General features: G+C 49.3%; 12 protein-coding genes. 9 read left to right on the forward strand and 3 right to left on the reverse strand.

From position 1 onward, the window contains the following. Positions 1-27 precede the first annotated feature (27 nt). Both ACXAGQ_RS02995 and ACXAGQ_RS03000 read right to left on the reverse strand, forming a co-directional pair. On the reverse strand, positions 28-1,509 hold the full coding sequence (locus ACXAGQ_RS02995; RefSeq protein WP_475251696.1) for a YfcC family protein: 1,482 nt from the start codon (positions 1,507-1,509) through the stop codon (positions 28-30). Further along, positions 1,506-2,861, reverse strand: a complete 1,356-nt coding sequence (locus ACXAGQ_RS03000; RefSeq protein ID WP_475251698.1) for a M20 family metallopeptidase — start codon at positions 2,859-2,861, stop codon at positions 1,506-1,508. Before ACXAGQ_RS03000 ends, ACXAGQ_RS02995 begins: the two co-directional genes overlap by 4 nt. A 313-nt stretch (positions 2,862-3,174) precedes the next feature. Here ACXAGQ_RS03000 and ACXAGQ_RS03005 point away from each other — a divergent pair, with 313 nt between their 5' ends. The 8 genes from ACXAGQ_RS03005 to pflA all read left to right on the forward strand — a co-directional run bounded on the left by ACXAGQ_RS03005 (position 3,175) and on the right by pflA (position 17,337). Then, entirely contained in the window at positions 3,175-4,932 is a 1,758-nt protein-coding gene (locus ACXAGQ_RS03005) for a YcaO-like family protein (RefSeq protein ID WP_475251700.1), read from the forward strand. 516 nt (positions 4,933-5,448) lie between these two features. Further along, on the forward strand, positions 5,449-6,963 hold the full coding sequence (locus ACXAGQ_RS03010) for a DUF3360 family protein (protein WP_475251702.1): 1,515 nt from the start codon (positions 5,449-5,451) through the stop codon (positions 6,961-6,963). 201 nt (positions 6,964-7,164) lie between these two features. Then, entirely contained in the window at positions 7,165-9,441 is a 2,277-nt protein-coding gene (gene pflB / locus ACXAGQ_RS03015; RefSeq protein ID WP_475251704.1) for a formate C-acetyltransferase, read from the forward strand. A gap of 358 nt (positions 9,442-9,799) precedes the next feature. Beyond that, a complete protein-coding gene (locus ACXAGQ_RS03020) occupies positions 9,800-13,807 on the forward strand; it encodes a transporter substrate-binding domain-containing protein (protein WP_475251706.1) in 4,008 nt (1,335 codons plus the stop codon). Then, complete coding sequence (locus ACXAGQ_RS03025; RefSeq protein WP_475251708.1) at positions 13,807-14,088, forward strand: response regulator; 282 nt, start codon at positions 13,807-13,809, stop codon at positions 14,086-14,088. Before ACXAGQ_RS03020 ends, ACXAGQ_RS03025 begins: the two co-directional genes overlap by 1 nt. Before the next feature lie 11 nt (positions 14,089-14,099). Continuing rightward, positions 14,100-15,479, forward strand: a complete 1,380-nt coding sequence (locus ACXAGQ_RS03030; RefSeq protein WP_475251517.1) for an IS4 family transposase — start codon at positions 14,100-14,102, stop codon at positions 15,477-15,479. Further along, positions 15,476-16,486 (forward strand): EAL domain-containing response regulator, encoded by a 1,011-nt coding sequence (locus tag ACXAGQ_RS03035; protein WP_475251710.1) that lies wholly within the window; start codon positions 15,476-15,478, stop codon positions 16,484-16,486. The genes ACXAGQ_RS03030 and ACXAGQ_RS03035 overlap by 4 nt, the downstream gene beginning before the upstream one ends. A 107-nt stretch (positions 16,487-16,593) precedes the next feature. Next, a complete protein-coding gene (gene pflA, locus ACXAGQ_RS03040; RefSeq protein ID WP_475251712.1) occupies positions 16,594-17,337 on the forward strand; it encodes a pyruvate formate lyase 1-activating protein in 744 nt (247 codons plus the stop codon). A gap of 373 nt (positions 17,338-17,710) precedes the next feature. On the opposite strand, the gene ACXAGQ_RS03045 is transcribed toward pflA, so the two are convergent. Further along, a complete protein-coding gene (locus tag ACXAGQ_RS03045) occupies positions 17,711-18,619 on the reverse strand; it encodes a LysR substrate-binding domain-containing protein (protein ID WP_475251714.1) in 909 nt (302 codons plus the stop codon). A gap of 615 nt (positions 18,620-19,234) precedes the next feature. On the opposite strand from ACXAGQ_RS03045, the gene ACXAGQ_RS03050 reads away from it, so the two are divergent. Further along, positions 19,235-19,780 carry a CBS domain-containing protein gene (locus ACXAGQ_RS03050; RefSeq protein WP_475251716.1) on the forward strand — a complete coding sequence of 182 codons (546 nt, stop codon included), beginning with the start codon at positions 19,235-19,237 and terminating at the stop codon, positions 19,778-19,780. Positions 19,781-19,883 lie beyond the last annotated feature (103 nt).

Genomic DNA, 19,883 nt, shown 5'->3' on the forward strand with positions numbered 1-19,883 from the left:
TCGCTTTTTAGATGAGGAAAATACCGGTTAGGCCATTGCAGCACCCGCAAACAGCAGTACCACTGTCACGACCAGCACCATAACGACAAACGGCATCACCCATTTCAGGAAGCGCTCATACGGGATTTTCGCCAGCGCCAGACCGGCAACCAGGTGGCCAGCCGTTGGGGCGAAGATATTGATCCAACCACTTGCAGACTGGTAAGCGGTGATAATCAAATCACGGCCGATACCCGAGAAGTCAGCCAGCGGAGCCATCAGCGGCATAGATACCGTTGCCAAGCCTGAAGTCGATGGAATGAAGAAACTCAGCACGATATGTACGAGGTAAGTCACCACGACAAACACACCGGAGGACAGGCCGGTTACCACGCCTTCTGCCCAGTTCAGGATAGTATCGATGATCACACCGTTGTCCATCACCACATAGATACCACGGGCAACCGCAACCACCAGCGCAACACCAATCAGATCCTTGGCCCCTTCGATGAAGGTCTTGATAAACTCGCCTTCGTTCATGCGGTTGATCACCGCAATCAAAATTGCCGACGCCAGGAACAGGGTTGATAGCTCGTCGAACCACCACCACAAGGTTGGAATGGCAGTAATACCCATGTCTTCCCATGGAATTACACCGTAGATCATTACCAGGAATGCACCAAAGAAGATCCCCATGGTCCATTTCTGCTTGGTGGTGAACTCGCCGGTATCCTCGCTGACATGGGAGAACTCATCGTCAAACTCGATATCTGCCAGTACTGAATTAGCTTTATCCGCTTTGACTTTCGATGCGTAGCGCATGACGTACCAAGAGGCCAAGACAATCAAGATAGCCAGCTGGATAACACGCAGCACGATACCATCACCGATTGGCAGGCCGGCAAAACCCGATGCAATACCCGTGGCAAATGGGTTAACGGTAGAGGCAAGTACCCCGACGCCAGAGCCCAGCAGGATAATCCCGGCTGCAACCATGCGGTCGTAACCCGCCACGGCCATCACCGGCAGGATCACCGCCCAGAAAGCCACGGTTTCTTCCGCCATCCCGTAAGTGGAACCACCCAGCGCGAACAAGGTGATCAACACCGGGATCATCATCTGCTCTCGGCCACGGAACTTGCGCACAATCGCCGCCACACCGGAGTCCATGGCACCGGTACGCATGGTAACGGCCAGGAAACCACCGATAACCAGCACGAACAAAGCCACATCAACCGCTTTGTGGAAACCCTTGATCGGTGCCATCAAGACATCAATCACCCCCTGCGGAGAAGACTCCAGCTCCTGGTAGGTGCCCGGGATTGGCAGCAACCGCTCGCCACCGTCGTAGTCCAGTACTTCAGCCGCCGGGATCACCACATCGGTGCCATTAACCAAGTAGTCATATTTACCTGCCGGCATGATCCAGGTCAGCAAGGCAACAAGGGCAATAATCGAGAAAAGAATGGTATAAACAGTCGGCATTTTGAAAGATCGTTTCATTTTGCCAGCCTCTGTAGTCGTGGTCATAGCTCTACTCCCTGCAGCTGATAAATCGCGTTGGCATACACATTCATTGCTTTGAGCATGTCATCAATAATCAAATATTCATTCGGCATGTGCTCGACTTTGTCGCGCCCGGGGAAAATGGCCCCGTAGGCCACACAGTTCGGTATCGCACGGGCATACGTCGCCCCACCGGATGTCATCGGCTCGCTGTCCATATCCCCGCTGATTTCTTGATAGGCACTAATCAGGGTTTGGATCACCGGGCTTTCTGCAGGCATATACAAGGAAGGTAGCACATCAAATTCCTCGTAGCGTAAACCATACTGTTCGGCCACGGCCTGGATATCGTTATCAAAGTCCGCTTTCTCGAAGGTCACCGGTACCCGGATATCTATCCCGAGTTTGCTTGCCTGCTCACTCACCTCAAGCTGGGCAACATTGAAGGTCAGCCGGCCACTGACATCTTCTACCGGGCCAAATATTTCTTTGGCATTGGCATCTTCGCCCACCTGCTCGGCAACAAATTTGACCGCCGGATGGGTCACACCGATCCCGCTGAGAGCCAGGCATAAACGGGCAATCGCATTAACCCCCTTGGTATCACTGGCAGCAGAGTGTGCGGCTTTGCCAAATACCGTCACCTCGGCATCTTCTGCGGTGAAGTCATAGCCCAATTTATCAAGCTGGGAAGCAAGCTCTTCCCAGAGCGGCCCCTCATAGCTGGCCAGCTCCGGCACTGCGTTCAAAGCACCACCACATTCCAGCGCCAGCAGACCATCACCCGGGCCATGCAGCCAAGATTGGATCAGCATTTTTTCGGCATGGATAAGCGGGAAGGCAGAATCGGGGGTGAAGCCGCAGCTTGGGACTTCTTCTTTTTCCAGGTAACGGTCAATACAGCGCCACAAGGTTTCTTCGTCGGTACCGAAGATAAAGCGAACACGCTTGTTGAGTACCACGCCGCTATCGAGCAAGGCTTTGACCGCAAAAATAGCGGCCAAGGTAGGCCCTTTGTCATCTTGGGTTCCGCGGCCATACAGTCGCCCATCACGGATTTCAGGAATAAACGGGTCAGAATGCCACGCAGATAAATCCCCGGTAGGCACCACATCCAAGTGGCCCAATACACCGACCATTTGTTCGCCATCACCGATTTCGGCATAGCCGTAATACCCTTCGTGATCCTTATAGATGGCAAACCCCAAATCGTGGCATAGCCGCAATGTCTCATCCAGGCAATCGTCAATCGGTTTGCCGAACGGCTTACCACTTTCATCTTCCTGGTAGACACTGGGAATCGCCACCAAACGCTTCACTGCGGCAATATAGTCATCACGCAGCGCGTCGATATTTGATGCTATTGTTGCTTTCATCGTATCCCTCTTTTGCTTCATCTATTTTTGTCTGCACACAAGAACACGCACCGACAAAAGCAGTGAATTTATAATTTAAATCAGAATTATTAGTTAGTTGCATCTCATCTGACCAATTCATTCTGCTATAAGAGATAGGGAATAACTGTGACAACTTTCACTGCTCGCCTGTACAAGGTGGGACTGCGGTCAAAATATCGACAAAATATTGCTATAGCGGCAAAGATTGTTGATTCCTGTCACATTTAGGCATCCGCTTCATTATTGGTTATACTTCGCGCCAATCCCCTCCTGTCATGTGACGAGATCGATAATGAAAACCTTTATTCCCGGCAAAGACGCCACGCTGGAAGAGACCATCGAGTGTTTCCAAACTCAATTAACAGCGCTTGGCTTCAACCTGGCCAGTATTGAAAATGCCTCGTGGTACAACCCGATCCCTAATGTATGGTCAGTGCAGTTCCCTGAAGCCGGTGCCCCGCTGAACACTATCGCTGGCAAGGGAGCATCCCAAAACGCCGCACTGGCGTCGGCACTGGGCCAGCTCATCGCTGGGTTGGCGACCAACGACTTCTATGCCAACCGCTACCTTGGTGAAGCGATTGCCAATGGTGAATTTGTCCACTACCCAAATGAAAAATGGTTCCCTATCGATCTCGAGGAAAACCTGCCGCCAGAAGGTATCCTTGATGAGCGCCTGACCCAGTATTACGATCCAACCCTTGAGCTGCTGGGCACGGACCTGGTTGATCTGCAATCAAGCAATATGGCACGCGGGATCTGCACCCTGCCGTTCGAGCGCCAGAGCGATAACGAAACAATCGACATGCCGGTCAATATCATTAGCAACCTCTATGCTGCCAATGGTATCGCTGCGGGCAATACCCAGTCCGAAGCACGCACCAATGCCCTGTGCAAGATCATCGAGCGCCACATCAAAAACCGCATCTTGGCCAAGCCGGTTGGTTTGCCTGCCATTCCCAAGCCAGTGCTGAACCAATTTGCCACGGTTAAAGAATCACTGGATGCACTTAAGGCACAGGGCTTTAACGTCAATAGTTACGATGCCTCCCTTGGCGGAAAGTACCCTGTGGTATGTGTGGCAATCACCAACCAGGACAACAGCGCCGGCTTTGCTTCCTTCGCAGCCCACCCAAGCTTGGAAGCTGCACTTGAAAGTGCTGTCACGGGACTAGTTCAAGGCCGCAGCCTTGATGAGCTAGCAGCATTACTGGCCTCAGTGTCTGCCAGCGAATCAGGCCAGGAACACATCGCAACAGAAAATGAGTGGGGGGCTTCAACCTGCCTGATTTCTCCTGCCCAGCTTCAAGCGACGCCTGAACAAGCGTTTACCCAGTGGGACTTCAATGGGGCTCCAGAGGAAAGCTTTGAGAGTTTAATGGCCCAGCTACGCACTGAGGGAGCCGATGCCTACATTGCCGATTACACTCACCTTGGTGTGGACTGCTGCCGCATCATCGTTCCAGGTTGGTCGGAAGTCTGCCCGGTAGATTATCTCATCGAAGCCAACAACAATGTGGCATTGGAATTACGTGAAGTGCTGCTGGCACTGCCTGGCATCGAGTGGGATGCAGAGCAATATGCTGAAATGTTCCACATTGTCGAAGAAGAGTTCGATGACGAAGCACTGCTGCCTACCCTGCTCGGTATGGAGGCACAACCGGGTGATGCATGGCAAACCCTGCGTACCGGTGAGCTAAAGTGCCTTATTGCCTTGGCAGGCGGCGATCTTGAGCTGGCTCAGGATTTTGCCAAATGGAGTGTGGCATTCAATGCCTCTATTTACAGTGCTGAGCGCCTGAACTTCTTCAACTGCTTGGTCGCTAGCTTGGACTTGGCGCTTGAGGAAGAACGTGATCCGGCAGAGTGCAAAGCCAGCTTTGAGCAAGCCTTTGGCGCTGACACTGTTGCCGCCGCTTGGGGCTCAATCGAAGGTAGCGTCCGCTTCCATGGCCTCACCGCTGGCGATCTGACAATGAGCCAATTTCCTGCACACCAGGATCTGCTACGCTCGTACCTAAAACTGCAGGTCGCGAAACAGCAAAACTAGGCTATCTTTAGCATTACGTCGCCCGAACAACCTGTTATGTAGTTTGGGCGATTTTTGTACTTTGATTACACCCCACCGACGCAATTCCATTCAAAAATAGTTGAATGCATTATACAAATACCTTTTAACGCCCTGCTACTTTTTGGGTAACACACCTGTAGCTCGCAAAAAACGCACTACAGACTTATAACCACAATAAAAACAATGAAATAAAAAACAAAACCTGACACACGTCACACTTCATAAATTTACTTTTGTTATAAAGTTTCTTTCATATTTAGCAACAACTGCTCTTTGCACTCAATTATTTTTGGTTTTTTTCTTACAATTTTTTAGTGAGAGTGATCGAGATCAATTCCATTTCAGTGGACAAACGGTACACTGCAGCCAAATTTGGTGAAATTAAATTACACTTAACAACTGCTTGGCTTAAATTCGAATGAATTGCAGATATGTTGAGGAAGTTTCAACCAACATATAAATAAAAAATTACTTTAAATGTAGAACGAGGCACTTATGTCATCACAGGAAAGAAGTTATCAGGAGCTGCACCGCCCTGCATCTGACTTCGCAAGTCGCTCAGACTATCTTGATCATGAGCTGAAAATCATGAAACCACGCCGCTGGAAGCTTAACCTTCCGGGCCGTGACTTCCGTTTTGAGCTTGAAGATTTGGTTCCAGCACTAGCGGGTACGATTGCCATTATCGCGATGTACTCATCAGTTGCTATGTCATGGGCTGATGGCCTGACAGCCGCTTGGGATCACGTTGAGCTGGGCAAAACCTTCGCTATCGAAGTGGCCCGTGTAGAGATGCTCATCCCAGCACTTCTTTTCTGTATTCTTGCCTCGGGCTTCTTTAACCCACGTGCTAACTTGGCGGGTAACCACGGTCCAATGATCCCGTTGATCGGTACCATTGCACTAGCAGGTGCTCACCCATTGGCGCTAGCTATCCTGATTGGTGTATTCGGCCTACTGCTGAGTTACTTCAAAGGGGGCTCGAAACTGGTCAACCTCACCAGTGAGGGTGTGGCCGGCGGTCTGCTTATCTTCCTCGGCTTTACCGGGGCAATGAGTCAGATTGGCGACATCCAGTCTTGGGCTGTGGGTCTTGAAAGTGCTGACGTAGCAAAAGGTAGCTTGGGCTATATCGGCTTGGTGGTTCTGGCGGTAAACATCATTCTTTATGCTTACCTAGCCAAAGTGAACAAGCGTTGGTTGGCGATTCCTGCTTGTGCAGTAACCGGTTTACTAGTTTCCCTTGCACTTGGTGCGGGCTTTGACCTAGTATTCGAAACCGAAACGGGTTTGCCTAACCTAAACCCAATGTACTGGTGGGGTAGCACAGAGCAAGGTTGGATGCTTGGTCTTCCAGGTATTGAGCACTTCATTGCTTCTCTACCATTCGCGATTCTTGCAGTAGCAATGTGGTCGCCAGACTTCCTGGGTCACCGTATTTTCCAGGAACTGAACTACCCGAAAGGCACTGACCGCGTTCTGATGGATGTTGATGACACCATGACAACGTGTTCGCTTCGCCAGATGGTAGGTACAGCGGTTGGTGGTTGTAACATTACATCGTCTTGGGGTACTTACATTATCCCAGCGGGTATTGCCAAGCGTCCGATTCCAGCGGGTGCGATCCTACTAGGTACTTTCTGTATCATCGTAGCGATCCTTGGCTTCCCAATGGACGTAGCAGTATGGCCACCAGTAATGCGTATCGCACTGCTTGTAGGTGTATTCCTACCGCTTCTTGAAGCGGGTGTGCAAATGGTGAAAGACACCAAAGATTCACAAGCTGCTGGTATCTGTGTATTCGCAGCTATCGTTGCTAACCCAGTTCTAGCTTGGGCACTGACCATGCTGCTGGACAACAACGGCCTAATTGGCAACAAAGAGCGTGCTGCTAAGCTATCAATGATGGACAAAATCATCATTCCAGCTGGCGCACTAATCATCTGTTTTGTTGCGATGCTGGCAGTAGGTATGCTTGAAGGCCAATACGGCATTCCAGCACTACTATAAGGAAAATTGAGGGCAGTGCGTGCACTGCCCTAGCAATGAGTGCTGTTAGCACTAATACGAATAATCAAAAGATCATTATCCTGACACGATTTTTGGTTATCCGTATTATTGTTTATATAAAGTGTACTGTTCACCATTTGGTGAGGCTGGCTCAACAGTCACCGCAGTACGTGTTTTTTCTACTAAAAAGGTAGGTATGTCATGGCAGAGCAATTTGCTAAAGCTTGGGAAGGGTTCGCTGAAGGCGAATGGCAGAACGAAGTAAACGTTCGCGACTTTATCCAGAAAAACTACACTCCATATGAGGGTGATGAGTCTTTCCTAGTTACTGAAGGTACTGAGGCAACTAACAAGCTTTGGGATCAGGTAATGGAAGGTATCAAGCAGGAAAACAGCACTCACGCTCCTGTTGATTTCGATACTTCTCTTATCTCTACCATCACTGCTCACGACGCAGGTTACATCAACAAAGATCTAGAGACTATCGTTGGTCTTCAGACTGAAGCTCCGCTTAAGCGTGCAATCATGCCTAACGGCGGCGTGCGCATGATCGAAGGTTCTTGTAAAGCTTACGGCCGTACTCTAGACCCACAGGTTTCTAAAATCTACTCTGAGTACCGTAAAACGCACAACCAAGGCGTTTTCGACGTTTACTCTCCAGACATCCTTAAGTGTCGTAAATCTGGTGTTCTAACTGGTCTTCCAGATGCATACGGCCGTGGTCGTATCATCGGTGACTACCGTCGTGTTGCACTGTACGGTATCGACTTCCTAATGAAGGAAAAAGTTGCTCAGTTCCACTCTACTCAAGAGAAGCTAGAGTCTGGCGAAGATCTTCAGATGACTATGCAGCTTCGTGAAGAGCTTCAAGAGCAGCACCGTGCACTAGGTCAGATGAAAGAAATGGCAGCTAAGTACGGCTTCGACATTTCTAACCCAGCAACTGACGCGAAAGAAGCTATCCAGTGGCTATACTTCGGCTACCTAGCAGCTGTTAAATCTCAGAACGGCGCGGCAATGTCTCTAGGCCGTACGTCTACTTTCCTAGATATCTACGTTGAGCGTGATATCGCGGCAGGTAAGATCACTGAGGTTGAAGCTCAGGAAATGATCGACCACTTCGTAATGAAACTACGTATGGTTCGTTTCCTACGTACTCCTGAGTACGATGAGCTATTCTCTGGTGACCCAATCTGGGCAACAGAATCTATGGGTGGTATGGGTGTTGACGGTCGTACGCTAGTAACGCGTACTAACTTCCGTTTCCTAAACACGCTATACACTATGGGTCCTTCTCCAGAGCCGAACATCACTGTTCTATGGTCTGAGCAGCTACCTGACGGCTTCAAGCGTTTCTGTGCGAAGGTATCAATCGATACTTCTTCTATCCAGTACGAAAACGACGACCTAATGCGCCCTGACTTCAACAACGATGACTACGCTATCGCTTGTTGTGTATCGCCAATGGTTATCGGTAAGCACATGCAGTTCTTCGGCGCGCGTGCAAACCTTGCTAAGACTCTTCTATACGTTATCAACGGCGGTGTGGACGAGAAGCTTAAGCTACAGGTTGGTCCTAAGACTGAGCCAATGCTAGACGAAGTTCTAGACTTCGACAAAGTATACGCTGGCCTAGACAGCTTCATGGACTGGCTAGCAACTCAGTACGTGACTGCACTGAACGCTATCCACTACTCTCACGACAAGTACAGCTACGAAGCAGCGCTTATGGCTCTACACGACCGTGACGTTCGCCGTACTATGGCTTGTGGTATCGCTGGTCTTTCTGTTGCTGCTGACTCACTAGCTGCTATCAAGTTCGCTAAAGTTAAGCCAGTACGTGACGAAGACGGTATCGCAATCGACTTCGAAATCGAAGGCGACTATCCGAAGTTCGGTAACAACGACGCTCGCGTTGATGACATCGCTTGTGAGCTTGTTACTAGCTTCATGAACAAGATCCGTAAGCTTAAGACTTACCGTGATGCTGTTCCTACTCAGTCTATCCTAACTATCACTTCAAACGTGGTATACGGTAAGAAGACTGGTAACACGCCTGACGGTCGTCAAGCAGGTGCTCCATTCGCACCAGGTGCAAACCCAATGCACGGCCGTGACGAGAAAGGTGCGGTAGCGTCTCTAACTTCAGTTGGTAAACTACCATTTGCTGATGCGAAAGACGGTATCTCTTACACCTTCTCTATCGTACCTAACGCACTAGGTAAAGAGCAGGATACTCAGCGTTCTAACCTTGCAGGCCTAATGGATGGTTACTTCCACCACGAAGCTGGCATCGAAGGTGGTCAGCACCTGAACGTGAACGTTCTTAACCGCGAAACTCTAGAAGACGCAGTTAAGCACCCAGAGAAGTACCCTCAGCTAACTATCCGTGTATCTGGTTACGCTGTACGCTTTAACTCTCTAACTGCTGAGCAGCAGAAAGACGTTATCGCTCGTACTTTCACTCAGTCTCTATAATCTAGCGCCTGAGTAAGCCATTGCTCTCATAGGCAATGAGAAGAAAAGCCGGCCTTTGTGGTCGGCTTTTTTATTTCCTTCATCCCGCCCAGCAGTAACGCATATCTTTTCTGTCTACCCGCCCCTCAGTTTACAAAACACCATATTGCAAATGGTTCACATTTTATCTACTATTCTTGCCCATAAAATAATCCAAAAATATTATAGGCTTGGCTCGCAGAGATCAGGTCAGTGCTGCCCAAAAAAGTATAACTATGCCGCTCAACAAACAATTTGCTCACTATACCGCCAGCGGTAGTCTGCCGTTAGGGGGCTTTGCCGTATCCGGCTGTTGCCTGTACCAGGAGGCTAGCCAGCAATGATACGAAAGCTATCGATATTGCTTCTGCTGATTGCCTTGCCACCAGTGTGGGCTGCGCCACCGCCCCCCACGCCAGCAGAGACAGCAAACAACACCCTGCGTATCGGTTACCCGGGATTTGACTGGGCCCCTTTCACCTTTGTCTCCCATAAAGGCCAGGTCTCCGGTCTGCTTCCATCACTGGTCCACGAGATTACCCGTGAAACCGGCCTCCAGACAGAAACCATCGTCTACCCGACTTATTCCGACGTACTCACCGCTTTCCACAATAACCAAATTGATTTGCTCGTCGGTGTGTCATCAACCTTCAATCGCCAGCAAACCATGCTGTTTTCCAAGCCTCTGGTCACCATCCCTATGGCGGCAATCAGCCAAACCCAGAACTTACGCAGCATCCACCAATTGGATCATAAAACCGTCGCGCTGGAACAAGGGTTTGCGATTGGAGAGCAGATCAGGCAAATGGTCGGCAACAAACCAATTATTGCGCCAATGACAAGCAGTCAAGATGCTTTCAATGCGGTGTTGAGCGGTGAGGCCGACGCCTATATCGGCAACGCCATCACCCTTGACGATATGAAAAACTACCACAAGGCAGGCAAGCACTTATCGGTCAGCTACCTGGAAGATGTCCCTCATGAGCGGCTCTACATCGCGGCAAGAAAAGATCAGGCAGAGCTCATTGAAGTACTCAACCAAGCGCTCGCCACAATCACCCAGCAGCGACTCGACAATATCTACGACACTTGGCTGTCAAACAAGCAACAGCAACTGATCGCCAACCAGAACCTGCTTCATCTCACCCCGACCGAAGCCCAGTGGATCGAATCACGAACCACCCTCAAAGTGGCGTACCATCCCAATGATTTCCCCTACCAATTTACTGATCCCAGCGGTTTGATGGGGGGGATCTCCGCCGATGTGTTATCTACACTGGCCCGCCAGCTCAACCTAACCTTAGTGCCTATTGCTAATGACAACTTCAATGACATTCTCGACCACCTCGACGCTGGTACCGTCGATGCTGTAGCCGCTGTAACCTGTACTCCTGAGCGGCTCAAAACCTTCAACTGCACCCAACCCTATAGCGAAGAAAAGTGGGTGATGGTGACAGCTGTCGATAATCAAAGGGAATATATTCGCCGCTCAGCCAAAATAGCGGTAGTAGCACAGAAGTTTGGGGAAATCCTTACCCGAGAGCAATACAGTGGCAACCCCATCATTATCTATAACGACAATGAGCCCTTGCTCGATGCCGTGATTGACGGTGAGGCCGATTACGCGGTTATCTCTTTATCGAGCGCCTCAAGCCTGCTGCAAAGTAAGTATTTGGGAAAGCTCAGGGTTATCGCCTCCGAGCTGGACAACAATAGCCTGCCTGTCGGAATTGCTATTGCCAAAGACAACCTGCTGCTGACCAGTATCTTCAACAAGACATTGGCGAACATGCCTCCCAGCGAGCTGAGTGATATTCAGAAGAAATGGCGCACTGTGACCCTTAACAGCGGGATTTCCGCCAACCGCTTGGCACTGTGGATCATATCGCTACTTGGCTTTATCGGTGTGGTCATCGCCTCTTTCACTTACTGGAACCGTAAGCTCAAAAACGAAATAGGGCAGAGAAAAGCCGCCGAGGAAAAGCTGACTTACCTGACCAACAACGTTGATGGCATTTTGATGCAGCATCTCCAGCACAGTGATGATCCCAATGATATCAGCATCCTGTTTATCAGCGAAAATATCCGCCATCTGACAGGGATCACCGCCGAAGAGTTCAAGGCCAATCCGTATAGGCTCACTGCCCTGCTGCGCCAGCGCAATGATCATAAACGCCTTTTTGGTGACATCCAGCGGGCGGTTAAACTCGGTTACTGGCAAACAGAATTACAGCTCCAATCTCCTGTCAGCCAACACCGCTGGCTCGAAATCCGCAGCCAGGTCATTGCTGTGGATAGTGGTTGGCAATGGACCAGTATCCTGTTCGATATTACAGCCATGAAGCAGCAACAGCTTGAATTAGAACGAGCCCGCTTTGAAGCCGAGACGGCCACTCAGGCAAAATCCCGTTTCTTGGCAATGATGAGCCATGAGATCCGCACCCCGATCAGCGGCATTCTTAGCCTACTCGAACTGCTTGAACCCAATATCCGCCATGACGCCTATTCACGCAGTTTGCACGGTCATCTCGAACTGTCAGCCAAAAACCTGCTCAATATTGTCAATGACGTGCTGGATTTCTCGAAGATTGAAGCCGGCAAGCTCGCCTTGTCACCCGCCCCCTGCTCGGTGGCTGATTTAGTTTCGGAACTGATCCAACCCCATGCTATCCATGCCAGTCAGAAAGGGCTGACATTCCGGCTGTGGTTGGCACCCAATATTGCCAGCCAGCTTGAGTGCGATCCGCTTCGTATCAAACAAGTGCTCAACAACCTCCTCAACAATGCCACCAAGTTTACCGAGCAGGGCGAAATTGGCGTGTCCGTCAACGTTATCGATGATGACCAGCAGCAGCAAAAATTGCAGTTCAGCGTCGCCGACAGCGGAATAGGGATCAGCGAACATGATCTCAGCAAGCTGTTCCAACCTTTCGAGCAAGGTGACGCCAGCAGTGAACGGCGTTTCAGCGGAACAGGGCTTGGCCTGTCTATATGTCGTCAACTGGTACAGTTGATGGGGGGAGATATTACCGCCACCAGTACTCTGGGCGAAGGGGCGAACTTCAGCTTCACACTACCGGCTAAACGCATTGCCGACCAACCGGCCCTATCCGTCGGTTTACACTGCGCTCTGGTTGGGATCGACGAAGAACATGCCCTCCCCTTGTCCCGTTACCTTGACCACTGGCACTGTCGTGCCCAGAGGCTGAACACGGGCTCACCGGTGTCTGATTACCTCGAGGCTATCGAAGGAGCAGAATACGATGTCATTTTCGTCCCGCAGCCCTTCCAAGCTGATGTAGAAAAAATTCAGGCCAAATTCCGCCTGTTTGATAAACACTCCACGGCCAAGGTGATTTTCTTGGCCGATAGCCCATTGCTGTCTGCGGAAGCCTGCCAGAGAGGTTGGGTGATCAGTCAAAGCCCTTTGCTGCCACAGCAGCTATTGCAAGCGATGATCAATACCCCAACCGCAGACCTCCCCCAGCAGAGTGAAACCTTAGCTGTAGCGGAACACTATATTGATAGGGAAACCGCAATTGCCCAAGGCCGCTTGCTGCTGGTTGCCGAAGACCACCCCACCAACCAGCAGATCATCAGGCAACAGCTTCAACAACTCGGCTATTACCCGGATATAGTCGAAAATGGCCGCCAAGCCCTTGAAGCACTGCACAACCAACACTATGCCTTGCTCATTACTGATTGTCATATGCCAGAGCTAGATGGATATGGCTTGGTCAGTGCTGTACGCAACAAGCAAAGTGTCCCTAGATCAGATAAAGCCAACCATTACCAGCTTCCGGTGATCGCCCTAACGGCAAACACAGCAGGCGATGCCAAAGTGCATATCGAGCAACACAAGTTTGATGACTACTTGAACAAACCCGTCACTATGCAAACGCTTGCCTACAAACTAGGCTTTTGGTTGAGGCAACGTGGAGCAGCTACAAGCAACCTGCAACCTGCACCGCCTAGCGATTGCGATGCTGAGGTGTGCTCCCTGCCGGAGACATTGGGGACAACGGAGACTGGCCCAATTGATATCAGTAAGATCACCGCGATGTTCGGGGATTTGGAGACGTGCATGCACTTCATCAAAGAGTATATGGAAAGCTGTTTGAACGATCTGGAAGCACTCAGCCATGCTGTTAGCAGCCAAGACAGTGAATCAGCGCGGCAGATCAGCCACAGAATGAAGGGCGCAGCACGAATGATGGAGTACAGTGCCATGGCCGTTCACTGTGAGTCCATTGAAAAACAAGCGGTAATCCGTAAAGTAGAGCCCATATCCCTAGAACCCATCCACGCAATGATCGACGATTTGCAGCGTCAGGTACAACAATTCTAATGAACATTCTACTCGTTGAAGATCACCCGTTTCAGCAACAAGTCTTGCGTAAGCAACTTGAACGAGCGGCCGTGGAAAGTAACGTCGCGGTCGCCTCGACGGGTAAAGAGGCCTTGGCAAAAATCCAACATGCCGTGCCCGATGTGCTGGTGTGCGATTTGAACATGCCAGAAATGGACGGTATAACCCTGTCTCTTATACACAAGTCCCCCGCCTCATGGCGGGGGCTTTTTTTGAACTCTTTTTCTTTATTGCGATCCGATCTTACACAATATGAGTAAAGGTCATCATCATGATAGGGAATTCTACTTTAGAATGGGCTCAACAAACCTTTTCGCATGCCAAGCTTGGCGACTCTAGACGTACACAACGACTAGTCCAATTAGCCAGTGATATGGCATCTAATGTTGGAGTGTCTATTGTGCAAGCCTGCCCTAATCCCGCCTCTATTGAAGGGGCATATCGCCTCATCCGTAACCCTGATGTTGAAGCCAATGCGATAGCTGAAGCCGGTTTTGTGGCAACAACTAACGAGGCTGAAGCGCATGACTTATTACTTGCCCTTGAAGACTCCACCGCTCTAACCTACACGCATAAAAGCCTCTCCGATGAACTTGGTCACGTGAACTCGGGAAATCGAACCCGGGGGATGCTAGCTCACTCTGTTCTGTTGTTTGCACCACGCGAGCAAAAGGTTGTGGGGCTAATCGAACAACAGCGGTGGACGAGGGATATTGCGACTCGAGGCCGGGGACATAAGTTCGCCAAGCGACCGTATGAAGAGAAGGAGACCTTCAAGTGGCAACAGGCATCAACCGCAATGTCTGAACGTTTAGGTCAACTCCAAGCCCGAGTCATTTCAGTGTGTGATAGGGAGTCAGACATCTACGAATACTTACATTACAAGCTGACCAACCAGCAGCGTTTTGTTGTGCGCTCGACCTATAGTCGCTGCATTGAGGAAAGTGGTTATAAGCTCCATGATTATGCAAAGGAGTTATCCCCATCGGGACAACGAACTGTCCATATTGCTCAACGGGGTGGTCGCAAAGCGCGTAAAGCAACATTAGATGTATGCTTTGCTCCTATTACGATTAAGGTTCCAGCCAATAAGTGTGGCAAGTCACTTTCTCTGTATTATGTTGGTTGTAAAGAGCGAGGTGACAACAACGAAAAATTGGAGTGGCACTTACTGACTTCAGAGCCAGTGACAACGTTAGCGAAAGCCCAGGAGATAATCAGTTACTACGAACAGCGCTGGTTGGTTGAAGAGTTCCACAAGGCGTGGAAAAGTGATGGAACCGATGTCGAAGCACTGCAACTTCAATCAAAGGACAACCTGGAGAGAGTTGCCGTCATTCAAGCGTTTATCGCTATCCGCTTGTTACAACTTAGAGCAGAAAGCCGCGGACAAGAAACCAGTAGCTGTGAGTCTGTTCTACCCGGAATATGCTGGAAATTATTATGGGTCAAACAAGAAAATAAGCCCTTACCAACAACAGCTCCAGATCTGAAATGGGCTCGAGTTACATTAGCAAGGCTAGGCGGATGGTATGACAGTAAGCGAACAGGGCGGCCCGGTTGGGCCGCCCTATGGCGAGGCTGGTATAAATTAGCAGCAATTCAAGAAGGATACCTTATAGCCCAATCCTTTACCTCTGATGAGATGTGATCAAGAGACAGGGTATAACCTTCCTTGGCCATCTGGCAAAAATGCCATTTCATGGTGCTATTATCATCTCCAGCGCCGCCAGCCCCGATGTGATCAAGTCCGTCAGCCAGATGTGTAAAAGCTACCAGCTTAAGGTCGTGGGAAGCCTCGAAAAACCGGCCCACCATGATCAAATACATTCGCTTCTGACCCAAGCACAGCAGTACCTAGCGGCGCCACTTCCTGCCGAAAGTGCCCCATCAACACGGTTACTGTCAGAGCAAGAGATCAGCATGGCTTTCGAGCAGCAGTGGCTGGTGCCCTATTATCAGCCAATCGTCGACATGCGATCGGGAGAGTGGTGTTGTAACGAAGCATTAATCCGTCTTAAACATCCTAAACAAGGGTTGCTGCCACCGAGCCACTTCCTGTCGGTGATTGAAAAAATGGGCAAGGAAGATGAATTGGCGCTGCTCACCATCAACCATGTTGTTTCAAATCTAGCCGCCTTTTCTGGCCGTCGGGTCGCCGTCAATATCACTCCCCACACCCTGATCAGCAAGGGGTTCGTCGACAAGGTTATTTCCCTGCAGCAAGACTTCCCAACCATTAGCCAAATGCTGTCGTTCGAAATCACTGAATCTGACGCTATGGAACATGCAGGACAAAGCCTAGAAGCCGCCGCCAGGCTTGGTATGTATGGCTTCAAGCTGTCTATTGATGATTTCGGTACTGGCTACTCATCGCTAAAGCAACTGGAGCAATTGCCATTCGAATCACTCAAACTGGATATGGGGTTTGTTCAGGCGCTTCCCAAAAGCAAAACGGCCGAAGCGATTCTCGAAGCCAGTCTACTGCTTGCCAACCGATTGTCACTGAAAACCATTGCCGAGGGGATCGAGCATGACTACCAGTGGCAGGCATTACGCCAAATGGGTTGCGACTACGCTCAAGGCTACTTTGTCGGCCGACCGATGCCCGTTGATCAATTGCCTCAATGGAATCTATGCTGGAGAGAGAAGTTGTAACATCATTGGTAGTAACCTTACTAATTAGGTGCTTTTTAGCTACTTTGCCTGTCCATTTTGTAATAAAATGACAGGTAAAACACGCCCCCAAGCGGAGAAGCTAAGTAATGTCAGTAAAAGGTCGAATCCACTCTTTTGAGTCCTGTGGTACCGTCGACGGTCCCGGTATTCGTTTCATCGTCTTCATGCAAGGCTGCCTGATGCGCTGCCAATATTGCCACAACCGTGATACCTGGGATCTTCATGATGGTAAGGAGATCACGGTCGAAGAGTTGATTAACGAAGCGAAATCATACCGCTTCTTCATGAACTCATCGGGCGGCGGTGTCACCTGTTCAGGTGGTGAAGCTATGCTGCAGCCAGAGTTTGTGCGTGATTTCTTCCGTGCAGCCAAAGATGAAGGTATCCACACTTGTCTAGATACCAACGGCTATATCCGCAAACATACTGATGTTGTTGACGAAGTCCTTGATGTTGCTGATTTGGTGATGCTGGATCTCAAGCAACTAGATGACAGTATCCACCAAAACCTTGTCGGTGTGCCAAACAAACGCGTGTTGGACTTTGCCCGTTACCTGCACCAGCGCGGCCAAAAAACATGGATCCGCTACGTGGTTGTCCCAGGCTATACCGATGACGAGCGTTCTGCTCACCTACTGGGTGATTTCATCAAGGATATGGACAACATCGAGAAAGTCGAGCTGCTACCCTACCACCAGCTTGGTGAACACAAGTGGGAAGCGATGGGCTTTGACTACCCACTAACGGGCGTTTCCCCACCATCAAAAGAAGTGATGGAAAAAGTCAAAGAAATCATCAGCAGCTACACACAAGCGAAAGTGATTTACTAACACTGATTCAAGCACTGAAAGTAAAAAGGAGAACGATGGTTCTCCTTTTTTGATCTTAGCCAAAGCAAAATAACTTCAGGTTAAATGAAACAAGGCAACTAAAAGGCTATATCAGAAAAATTGATAGGCATTTTATTGCTTATAAGTAGATATACCTCAACCCTTACCATCAAGCCTGCCTGTTAAACTGCGAACCCATCACAAATATAATCGGCTTTGTGAGTAAAAATGTATCTTATTGATTTATTAGTTAATTGGATTTGACCTATCAATAAAAATGAAACTCATTGAATATAAAAATACCCAAGCAGCTGTGCGATACTTGGGTATTACTGTGCTGGGGTATTTTTCCTGCAGGGCAGATTAAACTGACTCAGGAAGATTTAAGTTTATGGTTCTTCATCATTCTGTGCCCTTCACGCTTAATACACTCAAGCAAAGGGTGATCCCCCATCTCCTTACGCCAAATAAAGGAGATAGCACGGTCCATTTTTAATTCAGGCACATTCAATGCGGCCAATTCACCACGCTCAATATGTGGAGCCACATCCAAGTAAGGCAAACAGGTGAGATAGTGTCCATTGGAAACCATGCTGCGAATAACCGGTACGTGAGAGTATTCACGCCAAACATCCAGATCTGGGATCAGCGGCACCATTGCACTTTCAAAAATAGCGCGAGTCCCCGCACCACCTTCACGCAATACCCACTGGGCTTGCTCTAACTGCGCCAGGCTAACCCGAGAGTTCTTAGCAAAAGGGTGGTGAGCAGCACTGACGACGACAAGGTGGTCCCGGCACCACTCTTCCTGGTGGGTGCGGTTATCATCACAGCGGCCTTCAATAATACCGATATCATATTTGTAGTTCAGGACACCCTCGATGATACCCTGGCTACTCTTCACTTCTAATCCTGTGCGAACTTCAGGAAAATCAGTATCAAGAATACTGATAAGCTCAGGGACCAAATGCTCGGCTGGCGTCTGGCTGGCGCCGATAGTAATGCTGCCGCTGAACAAGTGCTGGTCATAAAAACCGGCTTCAATTTGCTCGGCATCTTGCAACAGGCGACGAGCTTTAGGCCGCAGCCAATTTCCCCAGTGGCTCAAGCGCATATCTTTGCCCTGACGTACGAAAAGATCCCGCCCTAGCAGCTTTTCTAATTGGCTAAGCGACATGCTCGCAGCAGACTGAGTTACCCCCAACCTTTCTGCCGCTTGGCTTACGCTGCCCAACTCAGCAACCGCATCAAACACTGATAACTGTTTCAACGAATAACGCACTTTTACTCCTAGATTTACAACAGGGGGGCTTACGCCGGAAGATAAAGCTATACCGCCAAGTTACTGAGGTATATACAAAGTCACTTGGGTATTTGAGCCAATCAGAAAATCTGATAGCTAGATAGATTCAGCCAATATTGTATCAAGTTTTAACAGCCGGGTAATGTAAACCGTATGCACATTAAGGGGTATATTCTTTTCACCCCGCGAAAAACTGTAAGAAAGTGCCTATCGATATGTCATCTTTAATATCCCTACATTTTAGAATATTATTCCAAATCAGTTTTAATTATTAGAAAAGCGGACTACAATCAACATTATTGATAGACAATACCGATCTAGCCCCATCTTTATTCCCATAAAGAATTGGCGAATAAACCCACTAACTTCGCTGAACATTCCCCCTATCACCTAAATTGATTCTCTTTTTAAGCGACACTTTCTGAAATATTTACAAACAAAGTATCAGAAAAACTGAATGACAATCTAAATAAAATCAATTTTACTAATGCGCCGGTGCTGAGTAACATTTCCGTCAACAGCTTAATGAGCCACTTCTGATGACTCTTGGCGAGTTACTACAACAGTGTTGATTTAGATTTTTTGGAGATTGTTATGAGCGCTTTACTTACAGTGAGAGACATTGTAAATACGCAAGCACCGACGTTAAGTACCGAAGCAAGTCTGCCTGCGGCGATTGATCTATTGTCAAACAACCACATTAACGGTGCGCCAGTTTGTGATGCAAACGGCCAGTTAGTGGGCTTCCTCTCTGCTCACGACATCATGGTGGAAATGTGGTGCCAAGACTACCTGCCTGATGAAGACGTGACGGTAGGCCATCTGATGAAAACAGACTTGGTGACAATGGATATCTCAGACCGCCTAACAGATGCACTTGAGTACTTAGCCCTAGACAAAGAACAACTTTACCCTACGACAGCGATGGGCTACGCGACACAAATGACAACCCTGTCACTTGAAGAGCGAGCTAAATCAATCAAGGTTAACAAACCACAAATTCTACCGGTAATGGACAACGGTAAATATGTCGGTGTGGTATCCCGCCAAGAAGTATTGAAAGCCCTTCGCGCCCTGTTCAACGATGCAAAGACGCCATCGCCAGTAGCAGAAAATGTTGCCCCACAAGTTGTTACCTAATCAGTAACGGACATATCACTCGCCCACAGCCAGCCTAAACCTGTTGTTAGCCCATCACGAGCCTAACGCATGAGGGGTGACTGTGAGCAGTTCGAAAGAGTTT

The organism is Photobacterium sp. ABD4_091, assembly GCF_056160145.1.

Coding starts and splice junctions, on each gene's coding strand:
- ACXAGQ_RS02995 (WP_475251696.1), bottom strand. CDS start 1,509: ATGACCACGACTACAGAGGCTGGCAAAATGAAACGATCTTTCAAAATG.
- ACXAGQ_RS03000 (WP_475251698.1), bottom strand. CDS start 2,861: ATGAAAGCAACAATAGCATCAAATATCGACGCGCTGCGTGATGACTAT.
- ACXAGQ_RS03005 (WP_475251700.1), top strand. CDS start 3,175: ATGAAAACCTTTATTCCCGGCAAAGACGCCACGCTGGAAGAGACCATC.
- ACXAGQ_RS03010 (WP_475251702.1), top strand. CDS start 5,449: ATGTCATCACAGGAAAGAAGTTATCAGGAGCTGCACCGCCCTGCATCT.
- pflB (WP_475251704.1), top strand. CDS start 7,165: ATGGCAGAGCAATTTGCTAAAGCTTGGGAAGGGTTCGCTGAAGGCGAA.
- ACXAGQ_RS03020 (WP_475251706.1), top strand. CDS start 9,800: ATGATACGAAAGCTATCGATATTGCTTCTGCTGATTGCCTTGCCACCA.
- ACXAGQ_RS03025 (WP_475251708.1), top strand. CDS start 13,807: ATGAACATTCTACTCGTTGAAGATCACCCGTTTCAGCAACAAGTCTTG.
- ACXAGQ_RS03030 (WP_475251517.1), top strand. CDS start 14,100: ATGATAGGGAATTCTACTTTAGAATGGGCTCAACAAACCTTTTCGCAT.
- pflA (WP_475251712.1), top strand. CDS start 16,594: ATGTCAGTAAAAGGTCGAATCCACTCTTTTGAGTCCTGTGGTACCGTC.
- ACXAGQ_RS03050 (WP_475251716.1), top strand. CDS start 19,235: ATGAGCGCTTTACTTACAGTGAGAGACATTGTAAATACGCAAGCACCG.